Annotated in this window: 17 protein-coding genes and 1 tRNA gene; 15 read left to right on the top strand and 3 right to left on the bottom strand. The window is 37.1% G+C overall.

All coding sequences use genetic code 11. The features are described 5' to 3' along the window. Nucleotides 1–19 precede the first annotated feature (19 nt). The 7 genes from IGL32_RS09670 (at nt 20) to IGL32_RS09640 (ending at nt 6,034) form a co-directional block, all read left to right on the top strand. Nucleotides 20–604 (top strand): thymidine kinase, encoded by a 585-nt coding sequence (locus IGL32_RS09670; RefSeq protein ID WP_002356618.1) that lies wholly within the window; start codon nt 20–22, stop codon nt 602–604. An 11-nt stretch (nt 605–615) separates the two neighbouring features. Next, nucleotides 616–1,689, top strand: coding sequence for a peptide chain release factor 1 (gene prfA, locus IGL32_RS09665; RefSeq protein ID WP_002356619.1), 1,074 nt, complete (start codon nt 616–618; stop codon nt 1,687–1,689). Further along, entirely contained in the window at nt 1,682–2,515 is an 834-nt protein-coding gene (prmC, locus tag IGL32_RS09660) for a peptide chain release factor N(5)-glutamine methyltransferase (protein ID WP_002379699.1), read from the top strand. Before prfA ends, prmC begins: the two co-directional genes overlap by 8 nt. Nucleotides 2,516–2,558: 43 nt before the next feature. Continuing rightward, nucleotides 2,559–3,581 carry an L-threonylcarbamoyladenylate synthase gene (locus IGL32_RS09655; RefSeq protein WP_002356622.1) on the top strand — a complete coding sequence of 341 codons (1,023 nt, stop codon included), beginning with the start codon at nt 2,559–2,561 and terminating at the stop codon, nt 3,579–3,581. Nucleotides 3,582–3,656: 75 nt separating this feature from the next. Then, complete coding sequence (gene glyA / locus IGL32_RS09650; RefSeq protein WP_002356623.1) at nt 3,657–4,895, top strand: serine hydroxymethyltransferase; 1,239 nt, start codon at nt 3,657–3,659, stop codon at nt 4,893–4,895. 131 nt (nt 4,896–5,026) lie between these two features. Next, complete coding sequence (gene upp / locus IGL32_RS09645; RefSeq protein WP_002356624.1) at nt 5,027–5,656, top strand: uracil phosphoribosyltransferase; 630 nt, start codon at nt 5,027–5,029, stop codon at nt 5,654–5,656. 105 nt (nt 5,657–5,761) lie between these two features. After that, on the top strand, nt 5,762–6,034 hold the full coding sequence (locus IGL32_RS09640; protein ID WP_002362236.1) for a membrane protein: 273 nt from the start codon (nt 5,762–5,764) through the stop codon (nt 6,032–6,034). Nucleotides 6,035–6,107: 73 nt separating this feature from the next. Here IGL32_RS09640 and IGL32_RS09635 read toward each other — a convergent pair whose 3' ends face one another. Beyond that, the gene (locus IGL32_RS09635; protein WP_002381528.1) at nt 6,108–6,344 is read right to left on the bottom strand and encodes a hypothetical protein; all 237 of its coding nucleotides are present in this window, start codon (nt 6,342–6,344) and stop codon (nt 6,108–6,110) included. Between the two features lie 158 nt (nt 6,345–6,502). Here IGL32_RS09635 and IGL32_RS09630 point away from each other — a divergent pair. Next, nucleotides 6,503–6,575, top strand: a tRNA-Thr gene (locus IGL32_RS09630). Nucleotides 6,576–6,624: 49 nt separating this feature from the next. Here the strand turns inward: IGL32_RS09630 and IGL32_RS09625 are convergent. After that, the gene (locus IGL32_RS09625) at nt 6,625–6,951 is read right to left on the bottom strand and encodes an AzlD domain-containing protein (protein ID WP_002362235.1); all 327 of its coding nucleotides are present in this window, start codon (nt 6,949–6,951) and stop codon (nt 6,625–6,627) included. Beyond that, complete coding sequence (locus IGL32_RS09620; RefSeq protein ID WP_002356628.1) at nt 6,938–7,645, bottom strand: AzlC family ABC transporter permease; 708 nt, start codon at nt 7,643–7,645, stop codon at nt 6,938–6,940. Before IGL32_RS09620 ends, IGL32_RS09625 begins: the two co-directional genes overlap by 14 nt. 213 nt (nt 7,646–7,858) lie before the next feature. Here IGL32_RS09620 and IGL32_RS09615 point away from each other — a divergent pair, with 213 nt between their 5' ends. The 7 genes from IGL32_RS09615 to IGL32_RS09585 all read left to right on the top strand — a co-directional run bounded on the left by IGL32_RS09615 (nt 7,859) and on the right by IGL32_RS09585 (nt 19,137). Continuing rightward, nucleotides 7,859–8,410, top strand: coding sequence for a helix-turn-helix domain-containing protein (locus IGL32_RS09615; RefSeq protein ID WP_002362234.1), 552 nt, complete (start codon nt 7,859–7,861; stop codon nt 8,408–8,410). Between the two features lie 112 nt (nt 8,411–8,522). Then, nucleotides 8,523–9,854 carry a hypothetical protein gene (locus IGL32_RS09610; protein WP_002367110.1) on the top strand — a complete coding sequence of 444 codons (1,332 nt, stop codon included), beginning with the start codon at nt 8,523–8,525 and terminating at the stop codon, nt 9,852–9,854. Nucleotides 9,855–10,029: 175 nt separating this feature from the next. Beyond that, complete coding sequence (gene fss2 / locus IGL32_RS09605) at nt 10,030–14,985, top strand: fibrinogen-binding MSCRAMM adhesin Fss2 (RefSeq protein ID WP_430600036.1); 4,956 nt, start codon at nt 10,030–10,032, stop codon at nt 14,983–14,985. Nucleotides 14,986–15,183: 198 nt separating this feature from the next. Further along, complete coding sequence (locus tag IGL32_RS09600) at nt 15,184–15,885, top strand: bacterial Ig-like domain-containing protein (protein WP_002379695.1); 702 nt, start codon at nt 15,184–15,186, stop codon at nt 15,883–15,885. Next, a complete protein-coding gene (locus IGL32_RS09595; protein WP_002356635.1) occupies nt 15,886–17,322 on the top strand; it encodes a helix-turn-helix domain-containing protein in 1,437 nt (478 codons plus the stop codon). It begins immediately after the preceding gene. Between the two features lie 243 nt (nt 17,323–17,565). After that, nucleotides 17,566–18,753, top strand: a complete 1,188-nt coding sequence (locus IGL32_RS09590) for an FtsW/RodA/SpoVE family cell cycle protein (protein WP_002356636.1) — start codon at nt 17,566–17,568, stop codon at nt 18,751–18,753. A gap of 24 nt (nt 18,754–18,777) precedes the next feature. Further along, entirely contained in the window at nt 18,778–19,137 is a 360-nt protein-coding gene (locus IGL32_RS09585) for an arsenate reductase family protein (protein WP_002359675.1), read from the top strand. The last annotated feature ends 4 nt before the right edge of the window (nt 19,138–19,141 follow it).

The following is a 19,141-nucleotide window of genomic DNA, read 5'->3' as shown; positions in this document are numbered from 1 at the left end:
ACGGAAAGGTGTAGTGAACATGGCTCAATTATTTTTCAAGTATGGCGCAATGAACAGTGGTAAAACCATTGAAATCTTAAAAGTAGCACACAATTACGAAGAACAAGACAAACCAGTTGTTTTGATGACCAGTGGACTAGATACACGTGATGGTGTTGGGAAAGTATCCAGTCGCATCGGATTACGCAGAGATGCTATTCCAATTTTTGAAGAAACCAATGTCTTTGACTTGATTAATGATTTGTCTTACAAACCTTTTTGCGTATTAGTCGATGAATGTCAATTTTTAAACAAGCATCATGTCATTGAATTTGCACGAATTGTTGACGAATTAGATATTCCAGTAATGGCATTTGGGCTAAAGAATGATTTTAGAAATGAATTATTTGAAGGCTCAAAGTATTTACTTTTATATGCAGACAAATTAGAAGAATTAAAAACGATTTGCTGGTTCTGTCATAAAAAAGCAACTATGAACTTGCACTATATTGATGGCAAACCCGTTTATGAAGGGGATCAAGTCCAAATTGGTGGGAATGAAGCCTACTATCCTGTTTGTCGCAAACATTATTTTCATCCAAAAACAGTGAATGAAGAACAGTAAGGAGAGACACTATGTACGATCAATTACAATCTATTGAAGATCGCTATGAGGAATTGGGCGAATTATTAAGTGACCCAGCAGTCATTAGTGATACAAAACGTTTCATGGAATTATCGAAGGAAGAAGCTAATACACGTGAGACGGTTGAGGTTTATCGCCGATATAAACAAGTTGTTGAAGGGATTAGCGATGCCGAAGAACTTTTAAGTGAAAACTTAGATGCGGAAATGGCCGAAATGGCGAAAGAAGAACTTTCTGATTTGAAAAAAGAAAAAGAAGTGTTAGAAGACCGCATTAAAATTTTATTATTACCAAAAGATCCAAATGATGATAAAAACATCATCATGGAAATCCGTGGTGCAGCCGGTGGCGATGAAGCCGCACTTTTTGCTGGCGACTTATTTAATATGTACCAAAAATATGCAGAAGCACAAGGGTGGAAAGCGGAAGTTTTAGAAGCGAACGTCACTGGAATCGGTGGATATAAAGAAGTAATTATGATGATTTCAGGAGATAACGTCTTTTCAAAATTAAAATATGAAAGTGGCGCTCACCGCGTGCAACGAGTTCCTTCAACAGAATCACAAGGACGGATTCATACATCGACAGCAACCGTTGTAGTTATGCCGGAAGCGGAAGAAGTCGAAATCGAATTAGCTGATAAAGATATCCGTGTCGATATTTATCATGCAAGTGGCGCTGGTGGACAGCACGTCAATAAAACCGCTTCGGCTGTTCGATTAACCCATTTACCAACAGGAATCGTAGTCGCAATGCAAGATGAACGTTCACAGCTAAAAAACCGTGAAAAAGCAATGAAAGTTTTGCGTGCTCGTGTGTATGACCAAATTCAACAAGAAGCACAAAGTGAATATGATGCTAACCGTAAATCGGCGGTGGGGACCGGAGATCGTTCAGAACGAATCAGAACGTATAACTTCCCGCAAAATCGAGTAACGGATCATCGTATCGGTTTAACCATCCAAAAACTAGACCAGATTCTTGCTGGCAAATTAGATGAAATCATTGATGCATTAGTCTTATATGATCAAACATCGAAATTAGAAGAGATGCAAAATGGCTAAACGTTACTTTGAAGTCCTTAACTGGGCTTCTTCTTTTTTAGAGGCGCAAGGCAAAGAAGGCTACGCTATTCACTATGTTTTTTTAGAACGTAAAGGTTGGGATAAAACGCAGTGGCTCCTGCATATGCAAGAAGAAATGCCCCAAGAAGAAGAGGAACAATTAAAAACGGATTTAGCCCAATTATTGACAGATTACCCAGCACAATATTTACTAGGACAAGCTGAATTTTATGGACATTCCTTTATTGTTAATGAACATACTTTGATTCCTAGGCCAGAAACAGAAGAATTAGTCGAGCGTTGCTTAAAAGCCAATCCAGATACTCCTTTGACGGTCGTGGATGTCGGAACAGGGACAGGTGCCATTGCGGTTAGCTTGAAACTGGCACGGCCCAACTGGCGAGTTATTGCCATTGATCTTTCAGAGGAAGCGTTGACTGTCGCTAAACAAAACGCGCAAGCATTAGGTGCTGGCATCGAATTTTATCATGGGAATGGCTTACAGCCAGTTGCTTCTGAAAAAATTGATCTGCTTATTTCTAATCCGCCCTATATTAGTGAACAAGAATGGTATTTAATGGATGCAAGTGTCCGAACGTATGAACCTAAAACCGCTTTATTCGCTGAAAATAACGGTTTGGCTTTATACCAACAATTAATTCATGAAAGTCAAACGATGCTTAAAGCAGACGGTAAAATTTATTTTGAAATAGGGTTTCAACAAGGCGCGGCCCTCCAAGAATTATTGAGCGCCGCCTATCCACAAAAAACAATTAAAATTGAAAAAGATTTATCTGGCAACGATCGCCTCGCGATAGCCGAGTAACTAAGGTTCTTCGTCGCCACTTTTCTAGAAGGAGCGATTTGCAATGGAAACAAAAAAATTAACCAAACAAGAAATAGCCCAAGCAGCAGCAGCCATTCAAGCAGGCGAGCTAGTGGCTTTTCCAACAGAAACTGTTTATGGCTTAGGTGCCGATGCCTTAAATGAAGCGGCAGTAAAAAAAGTTTACCAAGTAAAAGGCCGCCCCAGTGATAATCCATTGATTGTTCATGTGAACAACGTTGAGATGGTCAAAAAATACGTGGCGACCTTACCAGAAGTCGCTACAAAATTGGTGTCTGCCTTTTGGCCGGGACCATTAACTTTAATTTTTAATGTGCCTAGCGATACATTTTCTAAAACAGTAACAGGTGGTTTAGAGACAGTCGCTTTTCGTATGCCAGATAACCAAGCGACCTTAGCTTTGATTGAACAAGCCAATGTTCCGTTGGTCGGACCAAGTGCGAACACTTCTGGCAAGCCTAGTCCAACATCTGCAGAGCATGTTTATCATGATTTGCAGGGGAAAATTGCTGCCATATTAGATGATGGCCCAACGCAGATTGGGGTGGAATCAACGGTCTTGGATTTAACGGCGGAAGATGGTGTGCCAGTTATTTTACGACCAGGAGCAATTACCAAAGAGCAGTTGGAAAGCATTATTCCCCAAGTGAAAATCGATACACATTTGATTAGTGAAACTGCAGCACCCAAAGCGCCAGGGATGAAATACAAACACTATTCTCCTGATGCGGAAGTTTGGATTATAAGCGGTCAAACAGCAGAATGGCAAGCGGCGATTCAGCAAGCAAAAGAACAACAGGAAAAAATCGGCTTATTTTTAAGTGATGAACAGGCAGCACAACTAGATACAGAAAATGCGTTTGTTTATTCTTATGGTGCAGAAACGGTTGAAAATGCCACAAAAGAACTATTTGCAGGGTTAAGAGCGTTAGATGAGCAAGGAGCTACCACGATTTTTGCGCAAGGATTTGCAGAAACTGGTTTAGGCACTGCTTACATGAATCGCTTGAAAAAATCAGCCAATCAAAAATTTTTTGAAAAATAAGAGGTATTTGTAACGAAGCTGACACAGAAGTATGATACAATCAGACAAAAGAAAACAAAATGGAGTGTTGTTTGAATGGATTACAAAACGTATGACCCAGATTTATGGAATGCAATTGCAAGAGAAGAAGAGCGCCAAGAAAATAACTTGGAACTAATCGCATCTGAGAATGTCGTGTCAAAAGCAGTTATGGCTGCCCAAGGAAGTATTTTAACGAATAAATACGCAGAAGGTTACCCTGGCAAACGGTACTATGGTGGTTGTGAATTTATCGATATCGTAGAAAATTTAGCTATCGATCGTGCCAAAGAATTATTTGGTGCAAAATTCGCGAATGTACAAGCCCATTCAGGTTCTCAAGCCAATACAGCGGCATACCTTTCATTGGTTGAACCAGGTGATACCATTTTGGGGATGGATTTATCAGCTGGTGGTCACTTAACACATGGTTCGCCCGTTAACTTTAGTGGAAAAACCTATAATTTTGTCAGTTATGGAGTGGATCCTTCAACAGAAGTAATCGATTACGATGTCGTGCGAATTTTAGCAAGAGAACATCGTCCAAAACTAATCGTTGCAGGCGCAAGTGCGTATTCACGAACGATTGACTTCAAACGTTTCCGTGAAATCGCTGATGAAGTAGATGCCAAGTTAATGGTTGATATGGCGCATATTGCAGGCTTGGTAGCTTCAGGGTTGCACCCAAATCCAGTTCCGTATGCTGATATCGTAACAAGTACGACCCATAAAACATTGCGTGGTCCTCGTGGCGGTTTAATTTTGACAAATAGCGAAGAATTGGCGAAAAAAGTAAATAGTAGTATTTTCCCAGGCATTCAAGGTGGCCCATTGGAACATGTGATTGCCGGAAAAGCCGCAGCTTTTAAAGAAGCATTGGATCCAAGTTTTGCTGAATATAGTCAGCAAGTGATTGCAAATGCGCAAGCGATGACGAAAGTTTTCAATCAAGCGCCAGAAGCTCGTTTAATTAGTGGGGCAACAGATAACCACTTATTACTGATTGAAGTGACAGGTTTTGGTTTAAATGGAAAAGAAGCAGAAGCTATTTTAGATAGTGTAAATATTACTGTCAATAAAAATTCAATTCCGTTTGAACAATTAAGTCCATTTAAAACAAGTGGTATCCGTATTGGAACGCCTGCAATTACTTCACGTGGTTTTAAAGAAGAAGATGCGGTAGAAGTTGCTAAATTAATCGTTCAAGTCTTAAAAGATCCAGAAAATACAGCAGTTCATGATGAAGTCAAAGCAGCTGTAGCAGCGCTAACTAAAAAATATCCATTATATAACTAACATCAGGGATAGCTGAAGCGCGATTCTCTGTACAAATAAGAGTCGGAGCTTAGGATTTAAGGAATTCAACTTGTGTCCTAGGCTCTTTTGTTTTACAATAAGAAAGAATAAAATAATGAAGGAGAATAGATATGGGAAAATTTCAAGTAATTGATCATCCGCTAATTCAACACAAACTAACAATGATTCGCGAAAAGAACTGTGGGACAAAGGTTTTCCGCGAAGTTGTCAACGAAATTGCTATGTTAATGGCTTATGAAGTATCACGGGATATGCCTTTAGAGGATGTTGTCATCGAAACACCGATGGGTAAATCAACACAAAAAACACTTTCAGGGAAAAAAGTAGCAATCATTCCTATTTTACGTGCCGGCATTGGCATGGTTGATGGGATTTTAGAATTAATTCCAGCAGCGAAAGTTGGACACGTTGGACTTTATCGTGATGAAGAAACATTGCAACCACATGAATACTTCGTGAAATTACCTGAAGACATTGCAAGTCGTCAATTATTTGTTGTTGACCCAATGCTAGCAACAGGTGGTTCCGCAATTATGGCCATCGATTCATTAAAAGAACGTGGTGCTAGCAACATTAAATTTGTATGTCTAGTGGCCGTTCCAGAAGGTGTGAAAGCTTTACAAGAAGCGCACCCAGATGTAGATATTTATACAGCAGCTTTAGATGAGCGCTTAAACGAAGACGGCTATATCGTTCCTGGTTTAGGGGATGCTGGTGACCGTTTATTCGGAACAAAATAATAACAAAAAACCGTTAGGTAACCGATTATGGTTACTAACGGTTTTCTTTTGCTTAAAGAACTTTTCTAGGTGTATAATAAAAAATAAAAAAACAAAGGAGGAGCTATGAAAAAGAATAAAAAAGCCTTACACGCTATCGCTGTGATTGCTAGTGTGATGTCAGTTTTGATGTATGTTTCGTATATTCCGCAAATTTATGGAAATTTACATGGGGAAAAAGGCAATCCGACGCAACCATTAGTGGCAATGATTAATTGTATTTTTTGGACGATTCATGGGTTATATGGAGACGATGGAGAAACACGAGATAAGTCCATTATTTTTGCTAATGTGCCCGGAATTATTTTTGGTTTTTTTGCGTTTATTACAGCATTATAGTTTCCGACGAATTGGAAAGTATTCCAATTCTGTACATAAAAAAGAGCGGGGGAAATTTCCCACGCTTGAAGAATTAAATCTTTTTCAATTGTTTGTAATTAATAACAATCACACCATTGCTGTGCACCATTAAGTGATTGTTTTTTTGCGTTTCGTCAATTTCGACGACAGCGGCATTTTTTAATTGTTTCGTAACAACGCCTGTTTGTGGCTGTCCGTGAACAAGAAAAGTAACATGGGTGTCAACGGCGAAATCCTTACCAGCATCCGATGGAACAACAGGAGTAACCATACCATTAAAATTTGACATACAAAAAACCATCCTTTCTTGATATCTCTATTATACCACATTTTCAGAAAAAAGTTTGTAAAGTCGCTATTTGGCTTATTTTAAAGAGATTTTGCATAAATAAATAACAAACAGACTTTACAAATAAAGTAGAAAGTCCTATAATAGATTTGTTTCAGGCCAGCTTAGCTCAGTTGGTAGAGCAACGCACTCGTAACGCGTAGGTCACAGGTTCGATCCCTGCAGCTGGCATCTAAAAAAACAGACAGGCACTACCATCTGGTAGTGCCTGTCTGTTTTTTTAGATAAAATTTTGGATTAGTGCAAATGAAGCAATGCCTACCAGTACAATAAGCAATAAGTTTTTAGTAAGTATTGCGGCTAAAATGGTAGGAAATGAAGCGAATAAATAAGGAAGATTGAGGCTTGGTAAATGCCCAATTCTTTGTTCAAATAAGCTACTAAACCATAAGGCGGACATAATCACAATTGGAACAAAACTTAGATATTCTAATAATTTCTGTGGCAGACTGATTTTTTTTAAAAGTAAAAATGGCAGTATTCTTGAAAGCCAGGTTGCAACGGTACAGCCTAAAATTGTTAAAAAGAGATACTCAGAAGAAGGCATGTTTTATCATCACTCCTATTCCACACCCGATTAACGTGACAACTAAGACAATTAAATTACTGGGAATAAAAATTAGACCAATAGACATCAAACCAAAAGTAATCAGGACCATGATGAGTTGTAAAGCGATTTTCATGGAACGATCACTAATTATCTGCAGATAGAGTAAACCAATGAACATAGCCACGACCGCAAACTCAAGACCTAATGCTTGAGGGTTTGCAATAAAGCGCCCTAGATAGGCACCGATGATCGTCGAAAAAACCCAAGTCGCATAGGAAATCAAATTGGCAGCATTAAACCACTCAAAACTTAAACGTCCTTTGGTGTGGTTTAATTTATTCATTCCTAGTGCAAAACTTTCATCCGTCAGTAAGGTTCCCAACCAGAGATTTTTACCGAGAGATTCGGCTTTAAAGTAAGGCGCAATGGTCATTCCCATAAGAATCATACGCGCATTTACTAAGAAAGTCGCTAACACAATAGATAAGATAGGGCTGCCGCCAGTCAACATACTAACTGTTACAAACTGAGCAGATCCTGCAAAAATAAAAAACGACATCGCACTAACAATAAGAGGGGAAAAACCTGCTGCTTGTCCTACGATACCAAAAGCAATGCCAATACCAATATAGCCAAAAACCGTTGGCAAGGCTTCACGAATGCCAGTGCGTGCATCTAATTGGTGGTTCATTCTCTTTTTTTCCTTCTTTCTGTATAAAATTTAAACACGTGTGTATGAAAATCTAGACCTTCGATAATGAGACACAACGAGCGAATGAGCGTTTTCATTATTAACCACTCCTTTTGAACAACTAAGATATATATTGTATAATACAATAAAGAATACTTTTGTTCAATATATTAAACTTTTGGATGATAAAAAGAAACAGAAGGAGCAACTATTTTGGAGATTAATACAATTATTGGCAATAATTTAAAAAAAATTAGACAAGAAAAAAAACTTACGTTAGATGAACTAGCTGGGATAACCGGAGTGAGTAAAGGGATGCTTTCGCAGATTGAAAAAGGAACCACCAATCCTACCATAAATACAATTTGGAAAATAAGTAATGGACTCAATGTTCCATATACGTATTTATTAGAAGATGACTATGTTAAAGAAAATCCCGTGGTTAAAAAAACTGAGACGGTAACACAACATTCTGAAGATCACTCCTATCGAGTCTTTAATTACTACTCGGACAACCAGGAAAGAAACTTTGAACTCTTTCAGTTTGAATTAGATCCAGGGAAAAAGTATCAAGCTGTTGGGCATTCAAAACGTTCGACAGAATATGTCATGGTTATTCAAGGAGCATTAGCTCTTGAAGTGGGCGGTCAGAGATACCTTCTTCCAAAAGACGCCGCTATGTATTTTGATGCTAATCAAGTACACACGTATATAAATGACGGAACAGAGAAAGTCCAAGCAGTCGTCATTAACTATTATACGTAACAGTGGAAAATAAACATTAGAAAATTGCTGCATCTGTTATTTTATGGACAAAAAAAGTAAACAATGCTACCCTAAAAATAATAGAAAATGAAAGATAAAAGAAGAGGTCAAAATGAATAAAAAAATTGAAAGTCTTGGTAATACAGCATTAAGTTTACTAAGTAATACGATTATTGTTGTGCCTTATTTACTTTACATTCAATTGAGTGATGGACACAACCTTTTAACAATTTTACCATTTGTCTTATTTTATACATTGCGTATGACAGGCATTTTTCTGGTTCGAGGAATTAATTTGTCTTTAACTAGTCTAGGTCTACTAAAGATTTCTCTATTGTTAGGCTTGGCAGGCTCCTTAATTGGGATTGCCGGCGCTTTTTCTTTCCCACTTTATAGTATTTCAGGAATGTTATTAGGACTTAGTGGGGCGTTGTTGCCACCAAGTAATCAAACAATTCGCTTTTTCTTGAAAGAAGAAGGTCAAAAAATTAGTCACAGCAATCTTTTAACGACAGTCTTATTGACCGCTGTTTTATTTGGCGCTTTATTTTTTAAAGCGACTGAGATTGGACTGGCGTTATTGGTGTACGCGCTCTATTTTCTGGTTGCTTTAGTAGCAATCAAGAGCTATCCTGTTTCATTAAACGAGCTAGAAGAAGAATCAGCAGAAGTTTCACGAAAAGAATTAATTCTGTTTGTTATCTTTTTTGTGTTATTACTTTTATTAAGAAGTGGTCGCTTATTAACGAATGCGGTGGAATTTGATTACGCGATTGTTGGCGCCTGCTGTTTCTTTGTGGTGGCTGTCCTTTTCGTTAGTCATTATGGCAAACGCGGTGCGTATAAAGTATCATTAGAAATGAATCTTGCGACCTTGATTAACGGGATTGTCGGGAACTATTTATTTTTATTTGGTTCCATTTATGTTGCAGGGGTTTATGGCAGAGCTCATATGGGCATCTATCTCTATTTACCTTATGTTTTAGGGATGATTTTTGCAATGATTGCAGCTAGTAAAACGAAACAGTGGTCAAACAACATACCAATGATTGGTCTGGCGGGAAGTTTGGGAATATTACTTCTTACCTCGTGGACTATTTTAGGCCTGTTTCTCTTGAGTTTTTTCAAAAGCACATTGAATAGCTTTTTAGCTAGGCGATATTATCAAGAGACAGATTTGCCAAAAGATAGCCGCATCCTTATCAAATATACAACACAAACAAAAGGGAGTTTATTCCATCAATTTATTTTGATGGCGCTTATGTTAGTCACTGTAGTAGGCAAAGGTGGCACGACACAATTTTTATTAGAATTGACTGGCGGCAAAGGCATTTCAATGCAAACAAGTCAATTTTTAACTTTCATTAAAAATAGTAACTCGCTCTTAGTGTTATTGTTTATTGCAGTTTATTTCGTGGTCGTTTTTCGCCAAAAGAAACGATAATTTACAAATATTCATAAAAAAATACTTGGAAAAACAGTGATTGTGGCTGATTTTCCAAGTATTTTTTTATGAAAAGCTGTTTTTTTTTTTCGAAGATTCAAAAAAAATTAATCAATTGTTTCATTTTTAACAAGCTATTATTAGGTTATATGAATTTTATTGAAAGGGGATTAGTATGAAGAAAAAAACTTTTTCTTTTGTGATGTTGAGTATACTTCTCGCACAAAATTTCGGGTTTGCCGTAAATGCCTATGCTGTAACAACGACAGAAGCACAAACAGAGACCACTGATACAGCAAAAAAAGAGGCAGAGTTATCGAGCACAACGCCAGCTTTACCTTTAGCAACAACGAATACTTCAGAAATGAATCAACCAACTGCAACAACTGAATCGCAAACCACAGAGGCGAGCACAACAGCTTCCAGTGATGCTGCTACACCATCTGAACAACAAACAACGGAGGAAAAGGACACCTCACTTAATGAAAAAGCCCTACCAGATGTTCAAGCGCCAATTACAGATGAACTACTTGACAGTATGAGTCTTGCGCCGATTGGTGGAACAGAATACAGCCAAACAGAGGTTCACCGCGAATTAAATACAACACCGGTAACCGCTACGTTCCAATTTGCTGTTGGAAACACAGGTTATGCACCTGGATCAGTTTATACAGTTCAATTACCAGAACATTTAGGTTATTCAACTGTTAGCGGAGATGTGACGGGCATTGGCGCAACTTGGGCAGTCGATGCGGCGACCAAAACATTAAGTATTACGTTTAATCAACGAGTTTCAGATACTTCCTTTAAAGTAGAACTAAAAAGTTATCTAACAACAGAGGCGGAACCATTAATCAAAATTGAAACTCCAGGAAAAAATAAAAAAACTTACTCGTTTGATTTATATGAACAAGTGGAACCAATTCAATATAAAGAACGAACCAGAACCACGGGGTTAGATGGCGAAATTTTTTATAATTTAGACCGGACGTTAACTGGCAATCAAACATTAGAATTATTAACAACAGAGACGCCAGGCGCTGTCTTTGGAAAACAAGATAACTTGGAACCTCAAGTTTTCAGTTACGATGTCGACATTAATGGTCAAATTTTACCAGAAACGCAAACCTTGTTAACACCTGGCAAAGATTATACATTAAGCGATAATTCACTCGGGCGGATTGCTGTAACTGTTCCAAACATGAATCAACAAAAAGCCTATTCCTTATCGATTAATCGAACAATTTATTTAGAGAGTGCTTCGGACTATAACTACTTATATTCGCAGCAGTATCCAACAACAAAAATTGGGTCAATTTCTTTGAAAAGTACGACAGGAACTAAACAAACAACCGATTTTACTGCTAAGACGAGTCAAACAAGTAAAGTAATTGCTGATCGTGAAATGCGTAGTATGTCCTATATCAGTTTTCAAAGCAAAGGGAAATATTATGTAACAATTTATGGCACATTAACAGAAACAAAAGTGGGTCAACAAATCGTATTAGAGAGTACAAATGGTCAAGAAATTAAGAATCCTAAATTTACGGCGTATGGTCCTTTATATGAAAATGTAAAATTGGAAGACTATTTTGATATTAAAACTGAAGGTGGCAAGCTTACCTTAACGGCTACAAAAGATAGCTATTTAAGAATAAATATTTCTGATTTAACAATGGATTTTGACAAGAAGGACATTAATCTATCATTAAGTACCCCTGTAATTGGTCCCAATAAAGCCATTCAATTAGTATCCGATCAATATATTGAACCAATTAGTGTTGTTAATCCTTTGAATGCTGAAACTGCTTGGGGTAATTATGATCAAAATGGTGCCTATTCATCAAGAACAACTGTCTCAGTTATGGGAAGCAAAGAGACACCGATTCAAAATTTAGAAATTAAAGTAAAGCATCCTAATTATCTTTCATTACGAGCTACAAAAGAAATTTATTTTTATTACAAGTTAGGAACGGATTATACAGTAACGCCAACGTCAGATGGCTCAGTTATTAAGTTCACTACGCCAATAACCAATGAAATCCAAATTCCAATTGGTTTTAATTATGTGCCCGATAGTTTGCCAAAAGATAAAAGTATCCCAGTCGATACGATACCGATAACAATGAGTGCTGAAGGTTTAACTCCAGTTGATACGACAGTAACTACTAATAGTAAGCGTGGTTCTGAACGAACACTTCAAAGTAGTAAAAATCAATTCCTTGTCAATGCACGAAATGATTCTTTTGACTCACTAAGCGTCCGCACAAAAATTCCAGCTGGCGCCGATGTTCTTTTTGACATTTATGATGTTTCAAACGATCAGGTAGATTCAATTTATCCACAATACTGGGATCGTGGCTATTATTTTGATAAACCAATGTCACCAGACAGTCCTGGATACCCAACGATTACTTTTGACGAAAATACCAATAGTTACACGTTTGATTTTGGAAAAACCAACAAACGTTACATTATTGAGTATAAAAATGCCAATGGCTGGATCGACGTGCCAACTCTTTATATAACAGGGACAGCTAAAGAACCACAATCGAATAATAATGAAGGGTCTGCTACGGTTTCTGTTCAAAATGAAGCGTTAGACATTTTGAGTGCAACACAAGCGGCGAATCCAACATTAAAAAATGTAACAAAAACGACAGTAACAACAAAAAATATTGATAATAAAACACATCGTGTGAAAAATCCAACGATTGAATTAACACCCAAAGGCACAACCAATGCTCAAATCGATTTGAATTCTATTACCGTGAAAGGTGTGCCAGAAGATGCTTATTCATTAGAGAAGACTACAAACGGTGCGAAAATTATTTTTAAAGACTATACATTGACAGAAAACATTACGATTGAATACAATACGGTCTCTGCAAACGCTGGCCAAATCTATACAGAAACAACAATCGACTCTGAAACATTGAACCAGATGTCTGCTAGCAAGAAAAAAGTCACCACTGCGCCAATCACATTGAAATTCTCAGAAGGTGATGCGGAAGGTATTGTTTATTTAGCAACTGCCACATTCTACACGCATAACGTAGAGGATGAAAACCAAGCAATTGCGAAGGTTTCTTTTGAACTAATTGATAATGTCACGCATACAGCAACCGAATTTACAACAGATGAAAAAGGTCAATACTCCTTTGATGCCATCATGACAGGTGATTATACTTTGCGAGTAACGAATGTACCGCAGGAATATTCCGTGGATGAAGAGTATTTGACAGGAAAAGCCATTAAGCTGGTCAAAGGAGACAACCAACTAAAAATTCCATTAACGAAAACAATTGATCACAGTCGTTTACAAGTCAAAGATTCAACGATTTATGTCGGCGATTCATGGAAACCAGAAGAGAACTTTGTTTCAGCAACAGATAAAACAGGTCAAGACGTTCCCTTCGAAAAAATCACTGTTTCAGGTCAAGTTGATAACACCAAAGCAGGCGTTTATCCAATTATTTACAGTTACGAAGGTAAAGAAGAAACAGCCCATGTGACCGTCAAACCCGACCAATCTAAGTTAGAGGTCAAAGATACAACGATTTATGTTGGTGATTCGTGGAAACCAGAAGATAATTTCGTTTCAGCGACAGACAAAACAGGTCAAGACGTTCCGTTTGAAAAAATTGATGTTCAGGGAACAGTGAATGTTGATAAAATAGGCGATTATGAAATTATCTATAAAAATGGCAAAAAAGAAGCGAAAGCAATCGTTCATGTCCGTGATGACAGTCAGTTAGAGGTTAAAGATACAACGATTTATGTTGGTGATTCGTGGAAACCAGAAGATAATTTCGTTTCAGCAACAGACAAAACAGGCCAAGACGTTCCGTTTGAAAAAATCACTGTTTCAGGTCAAGTTGATACTAGCAAAGCAGGCGTTTATCCAATCGTTTACAGTTACGAAGGTAAAGAAGAAACAGCTAATGTGACTGTCAAACCCGACCAATCTAAGTTAGAGGTTAAAGATACAACGATTTATGTGGGCGATAAATGGGAACCAGAAGATAATTTCGTTTCAGCAACAGACAAAACAGGTCAAGATGTCCCGTTTGAAAAAATTGACGTTCAGGGAACAGTGAATGTTGATAAAATAGGCGATTATGAAATTGTCTATAAAAATGGCACAAAAGAAGCGAAAGCAATCGTTCATGTCCGTGATGACAGTCAGTTAGAGGTCAAAGATACAACAATTTATGTGGGTGATAAATGGGAAGCAGAAGATAACTTCGTTTCCGCGACAGACAAAACAGGTCAAGACGTTCCGTTTGAAAAAATTGATGTTCAGGGAACAGTGAATGTTGATAAAATAGGCGATTATGAAATTGTCTATAAAAATGGCACAAAAGAAGCGAAAGCAATCGTTCATGTCCGTGATGATAGTCGTTTACAAGTCAAGGATACAACGATTTATGTCGGCGATTCATGGAAACCAGAAGAGAACTTTGTTTCAGCAACAGATAAAACAGGTCAAGATGTCCCATTCGAAAAAATCACTGTTTCAGGTCAAGTTGATACTAGCAAAGCAGGCGTTTATCCAATCATATACAGTTACGAAGGTAAAGAAGAAACAGCCCATGTGGCCGTCAAACCCGACCAATCTAAGTTAGAGGTTAAAGATACAACGATTTATGTTGGTGATTCGTGGAAACCAGAAGATAATTTCGTTTCAGCGACAGATCGTGATGGTCATGCTATATCCTTTGATAAGGTTCAAGTAAAAGGGGAAGTTGATACAAAGAAAACAGGAGAGTACCAGATTTCCTATACCACTGAGCCAGTTAATGAAACCAAACCAGCTGTGCAGTCACGACTTTTCTCAATGTTTTCAAACGAAACACCTCGTCAATTAACGACAGTAGCAACTGTTCATGTGATTGATCGTAATCCTACACCGCTACCAGATAAAAATGAGAACAACCAGACTAGTTCTTCAACGAATCAAACCACGATAAAAAGTAGTCAGTATGTCACACACATTGTGAAACCTGACAAGCAAGGACGTTATCCCAAAACGGGAGAACAAACTAATGGTCTATATCGTGTGCTAGGACTTGTTGTATTACTTATTGTGATTATTAGTGGTATAGTCATCAAGAAGAAACGAAAATAATTAAATGAGCGTGGGGCAAAAGTTTAAAGTAACTTTTGTTCCACGCTTAAAAGATGAATAAGTGCATGAATGAGGGTAGCTGTTTCCTTGGAAAATAGGAAGTTTTACAAGTGACTTTTATTTTAAGAACACCTATTAGCAGGTTTTTCTGTTAAGATAGTTATTTTTATGAAATAGTTTGGAGGAATAATAAACGAGATGAACCAGCGAACTATTTATTATGGTAGTATCGGCACAGCCTTATTTCTTTCTTCAGGAATGTTGATTGCTTCAGTGAATAGCTATGCAAACGAAGCGACAACACCAGGCAAATACACCGTGACTTATGAAGTGGATGGCAAAATTGAAACAGCAACCATTACGGTCAAAGAAAATCAAACGGAACTTAAATTAAAAGACACGTTTTTAGGAGTTAATCAAGCATGGTCACCATTAGACAATGTCGTTTTTCTAAAAGATAAAGAGGGTCGCCCTTTAAATTTAGAAAATGTAATTATAGAAAATAATGTAAATACTCAAAAAGTAGGCCTTTATTTTGTAACCTTCCGTTACGAGTCATACCTTTCTATTGCGAAGGTGTATGTCAACCCTACTAATTTTGCTGCAGAGGGGAATATGCTTGCAGAGCTTCCTTATAGTCAAGCAATGATTGGCCCAGAAAGATCAATTATTGCCTCGAGACAGGACAAGGAGCAACAAACAAAACAGGAGAAAAAGAAAAATAAAATTGAACAGGAACGAGTAAATAAAAAGGTGCTGTTAAATGATGAGTTGTTGAAAAAAATAGATACGATAGCCCCAGTGGAAATTACTGGAGGAGCGGCAAGTGGGTCCTCTCAATTTGGCACCACTTTAAGCTTCCTGTCAGGCTCACTTTTGTATGGAACAAGGAGAGTTTAAATGGAATTCTTGTTATTAGATGATCGGGAAAATTTAAAATTAGCGATTATTAGAAAGTTAGAGCAACAATATTCATTTTCTGAACGAAAAGATCGTTTATGTAAGCAATTAGCTATTTCTCCTTATTTGCTAGAACGGAACATAACAGAAATCAATGCAGATTTGCAACGCTTTGGTCTGATTAATGAGATGGAAATCAGTGAAAAAAATAATGAAATTTTGTTATCTCAAAGCCTTCGTATTTCTTCAAGTATTATTGAAGAATATTATTTAAAAGACTCGTTAGAATTTAATCTATTAAAAACGATTTTCTTTCATCAGTTTACCTCAATCAAAAAATACGGTGAAAAGCACGGGATGAGTCGAACGGTTGTATATAAAATTGTTGACCATATCCGGAAAGAATTAGGTCAATACGGTATTAAGTTATCCAAAAATTTACAACTTAGCGGCAATGAAATGGCGATTAGACAATATTTTACTATGCTTTATTACCGAATTTACAAAGATTCTGAAGAATTATATAATCAAACAGATCTTCGCGCAGTGAACCAATTATTGGCTCAATTGAAAGGCTCTTATGAAAATATCACTAATTTTCATTTATTTAAACATTATGTATTGGTGGCGTTAGAACGAACGCAAAGAAAAGCTAATTATTTTTTATCCCAAGAAGAAAATCCATTCGCTTTTGATGAAGAAAGTTCGATTTATCAAGAAATTCAAAGTTGGATCAACGAAGTGATGAAGGCGACTCATGCAGAGAAAAACGCAGAAATTCAAGGAATTATCGGCAATTTATCGGTCTATCAAAGTGAACTTATTTCGGAACATTTGCTGAGTTCTCACAATGAGGCAATTACGGCTACGAAAACATTATTCTTTTCTTATATGCCGTTTACAATTTCGGACGAAGAATTTTATCAAGAAATTGTTCCGATTATTTATCAACATCGTTTTATTACGCCGTTCATCGATATCACCTTACGAATTATGGATTTAGAATTTTTTCAGGAACGCTACCCAATTGTTTTTAATAGCTGTCGTCAGTTTTTATTTGCGTTGGATTGCTCGGCGTTTGAGTTTAGTAAGCTTTCTTTATTTTTTGATTTGCTATTAGTGTTATCCCGTCTTTATGACCAAAGGAATGAAAAAAGCACGATCAATCTTTATGTGAATTTTACGCAAGGAGAAAAATATACTCAGTTTATCAAAGAACAAATCAAAATATTCGAATCTTTCAGCATTCACTTTCATTCAGCGATTCGACCAGATACTGATTTAGTAGTTTCGGATTATTTACCAAAAACGTTATTTTCAGTAAAATGTTTAATTTGGCTAGCGCCCCCGCGAGCCAGTGACTGGCAAAATTTTGGCAACGAAATTGTCCGAATTAATAAAGAGCTACAACAAACGAAACAAAGAAAAAGCGAATAAAAACAGTCGCAACGTGTTTTAGTTGCGACTGTTTTTTGTTACTGAATGTTTATAGTAAACTTTCTCATTATCACTGATGTAAAAAATTTTAAATAAAAGCCAAATAGGATTGAAGAAAAAGAAAAAATTGCTAGTGAAGGACCAATTCTCTAAAGTTTTTCTCAAATATAGTAGAATTCCTTTCTTTTCTTCTGTGAGAAAGATATAATAAAAAACGTATGAACAAAGGAAAAGGGATGACGAATGAATAGAAAAGAGAAAACAAATTTAGATAGTCGAATTGATTACGGCGTGATATTACCAGTTTTTCTTTTATCACTAATTGGTATGCTATCGCTTTACGTAGCGCTTTACAATGATCCAAGCAAACCTAAAATTGGTAGCTTGTTAATGAAACAAGGACTGTGGTATTTAGTCGGAGGATTAAGTATTGTCATTATTATGCATTTTAGCTCAAAATTACTCTGGCGGTTAACGCCCGTTTTTTATGCACTTGGATTAGTATTAATGGGATTACTACTGAAATTCTATGACCCCGTGCTAGCAGAGCAAACAGGTTCTAAAAACTGGATTCGCTTTGGTGGCACCACATTCCAACCATCGGAATTGATGAAGATTGCGTTTATTTTGATGTTGGCCTATATAGTGACCATGCATAATGTTAAATATGTGGACCGAACACTCAAAAGCGACTTTTGGCTAATCGCTAAAATGCTATTAGTGGCGATTCCGGTAATTGTTTTAGTACTTTTACAAAAAGACTTCGGGACGATGTTAGTTTTCTTAGCCATTTTTGGGGGAGTTTTCTTAATGTCTGGCATTACTTGGAAAATTATTGTGCCAGTTTTTATTTTAGCTGCTCTAGTGGGGGCAGGAACTATTTACTTGATTACAACAGAAACAGGTAGAGATTTATTGTCTAAGTTAGGGGTCGAAGCCTATAAATTTGATCGGATTGATTTATGGCTAAATCCTTTCCATACAGATCCAGACCGCTCATTCCAACCAGCGCTAGCATTAACAGCAATTGGTTCTGGGGGCCTTTTCGGAAAAGGCTTTAACGTGAGTGATGTGTATGTCCCTGTTCGTGAGTCAGATATGATTTTTACAGTTGTTGGTGAAAACTTTGGCTTTATTGGTGGCTGTTTCATTATTTTGTTGTATTTTATTTTAATCTACCGCATGATTCGCGTTTGTTTTGATACAAATAATGAATTCTATGCCTACATTGCCACAGGAATTATCATGATGATTTTGTTCCATGTTTTTGAAAACATTGGAGCGAATATTGGTTTACTACCATTAACTGGGATTCCATTACCGTTTATTAGTCAAGGTGGTTCTTCCATTTTAGGTAACATGATTGGGGTGGGCTTAATTATGTCCATGCGTTACCAACAAGAAACGGTTCGTACCAGAAGTGGTCGTTAAAGAAAGAAGAAAGAAGGGGTAGAAATGTACACACTTTATGAATATCCTAAATGCTCAACTTGTAAAAAAGCGAAAGCGTGGTTAGACCAACAAGGCGTTAAATACCAAGCAATTGATATTAAAGCAACACCGCCTAGTAGTGAACAATTAGCAAAATGGATGAAAGAGACCGGCTTGCCTGTTCGTCGTTTTTTTAACACAAGCGGGGTTTTATATAGAGAACAAGGCTTAAAAGATCTTGTTGACAGTTTTTCTATTGAAGAAGCAAGTCAGCGTTTAGCTGCGGATGGCATGTTGATTAAGCGTCCAATTCTCTTAAAAGACAATACATTTCTAACGAATGGTTTTAAAGAAGCAGATTACGAAGGAGTGCTTGGAAAATGAGTGA

Origin of the sequence: Enterococcus sp. AZ035, assembly GCF_050548325.1 — a bacterium.
In the GTDB taxonomy this organism is placed as follows: Bacteria; Bacillota; Bacilli; order Lactobacillales; family Enterococcaceae; genus Enterococcus; species Enterococcus faecalis.
Note: the sequence above shows the minus strand (reverse complement) of the source record. Positions and strands in the feature narration are given on the sequence as shown.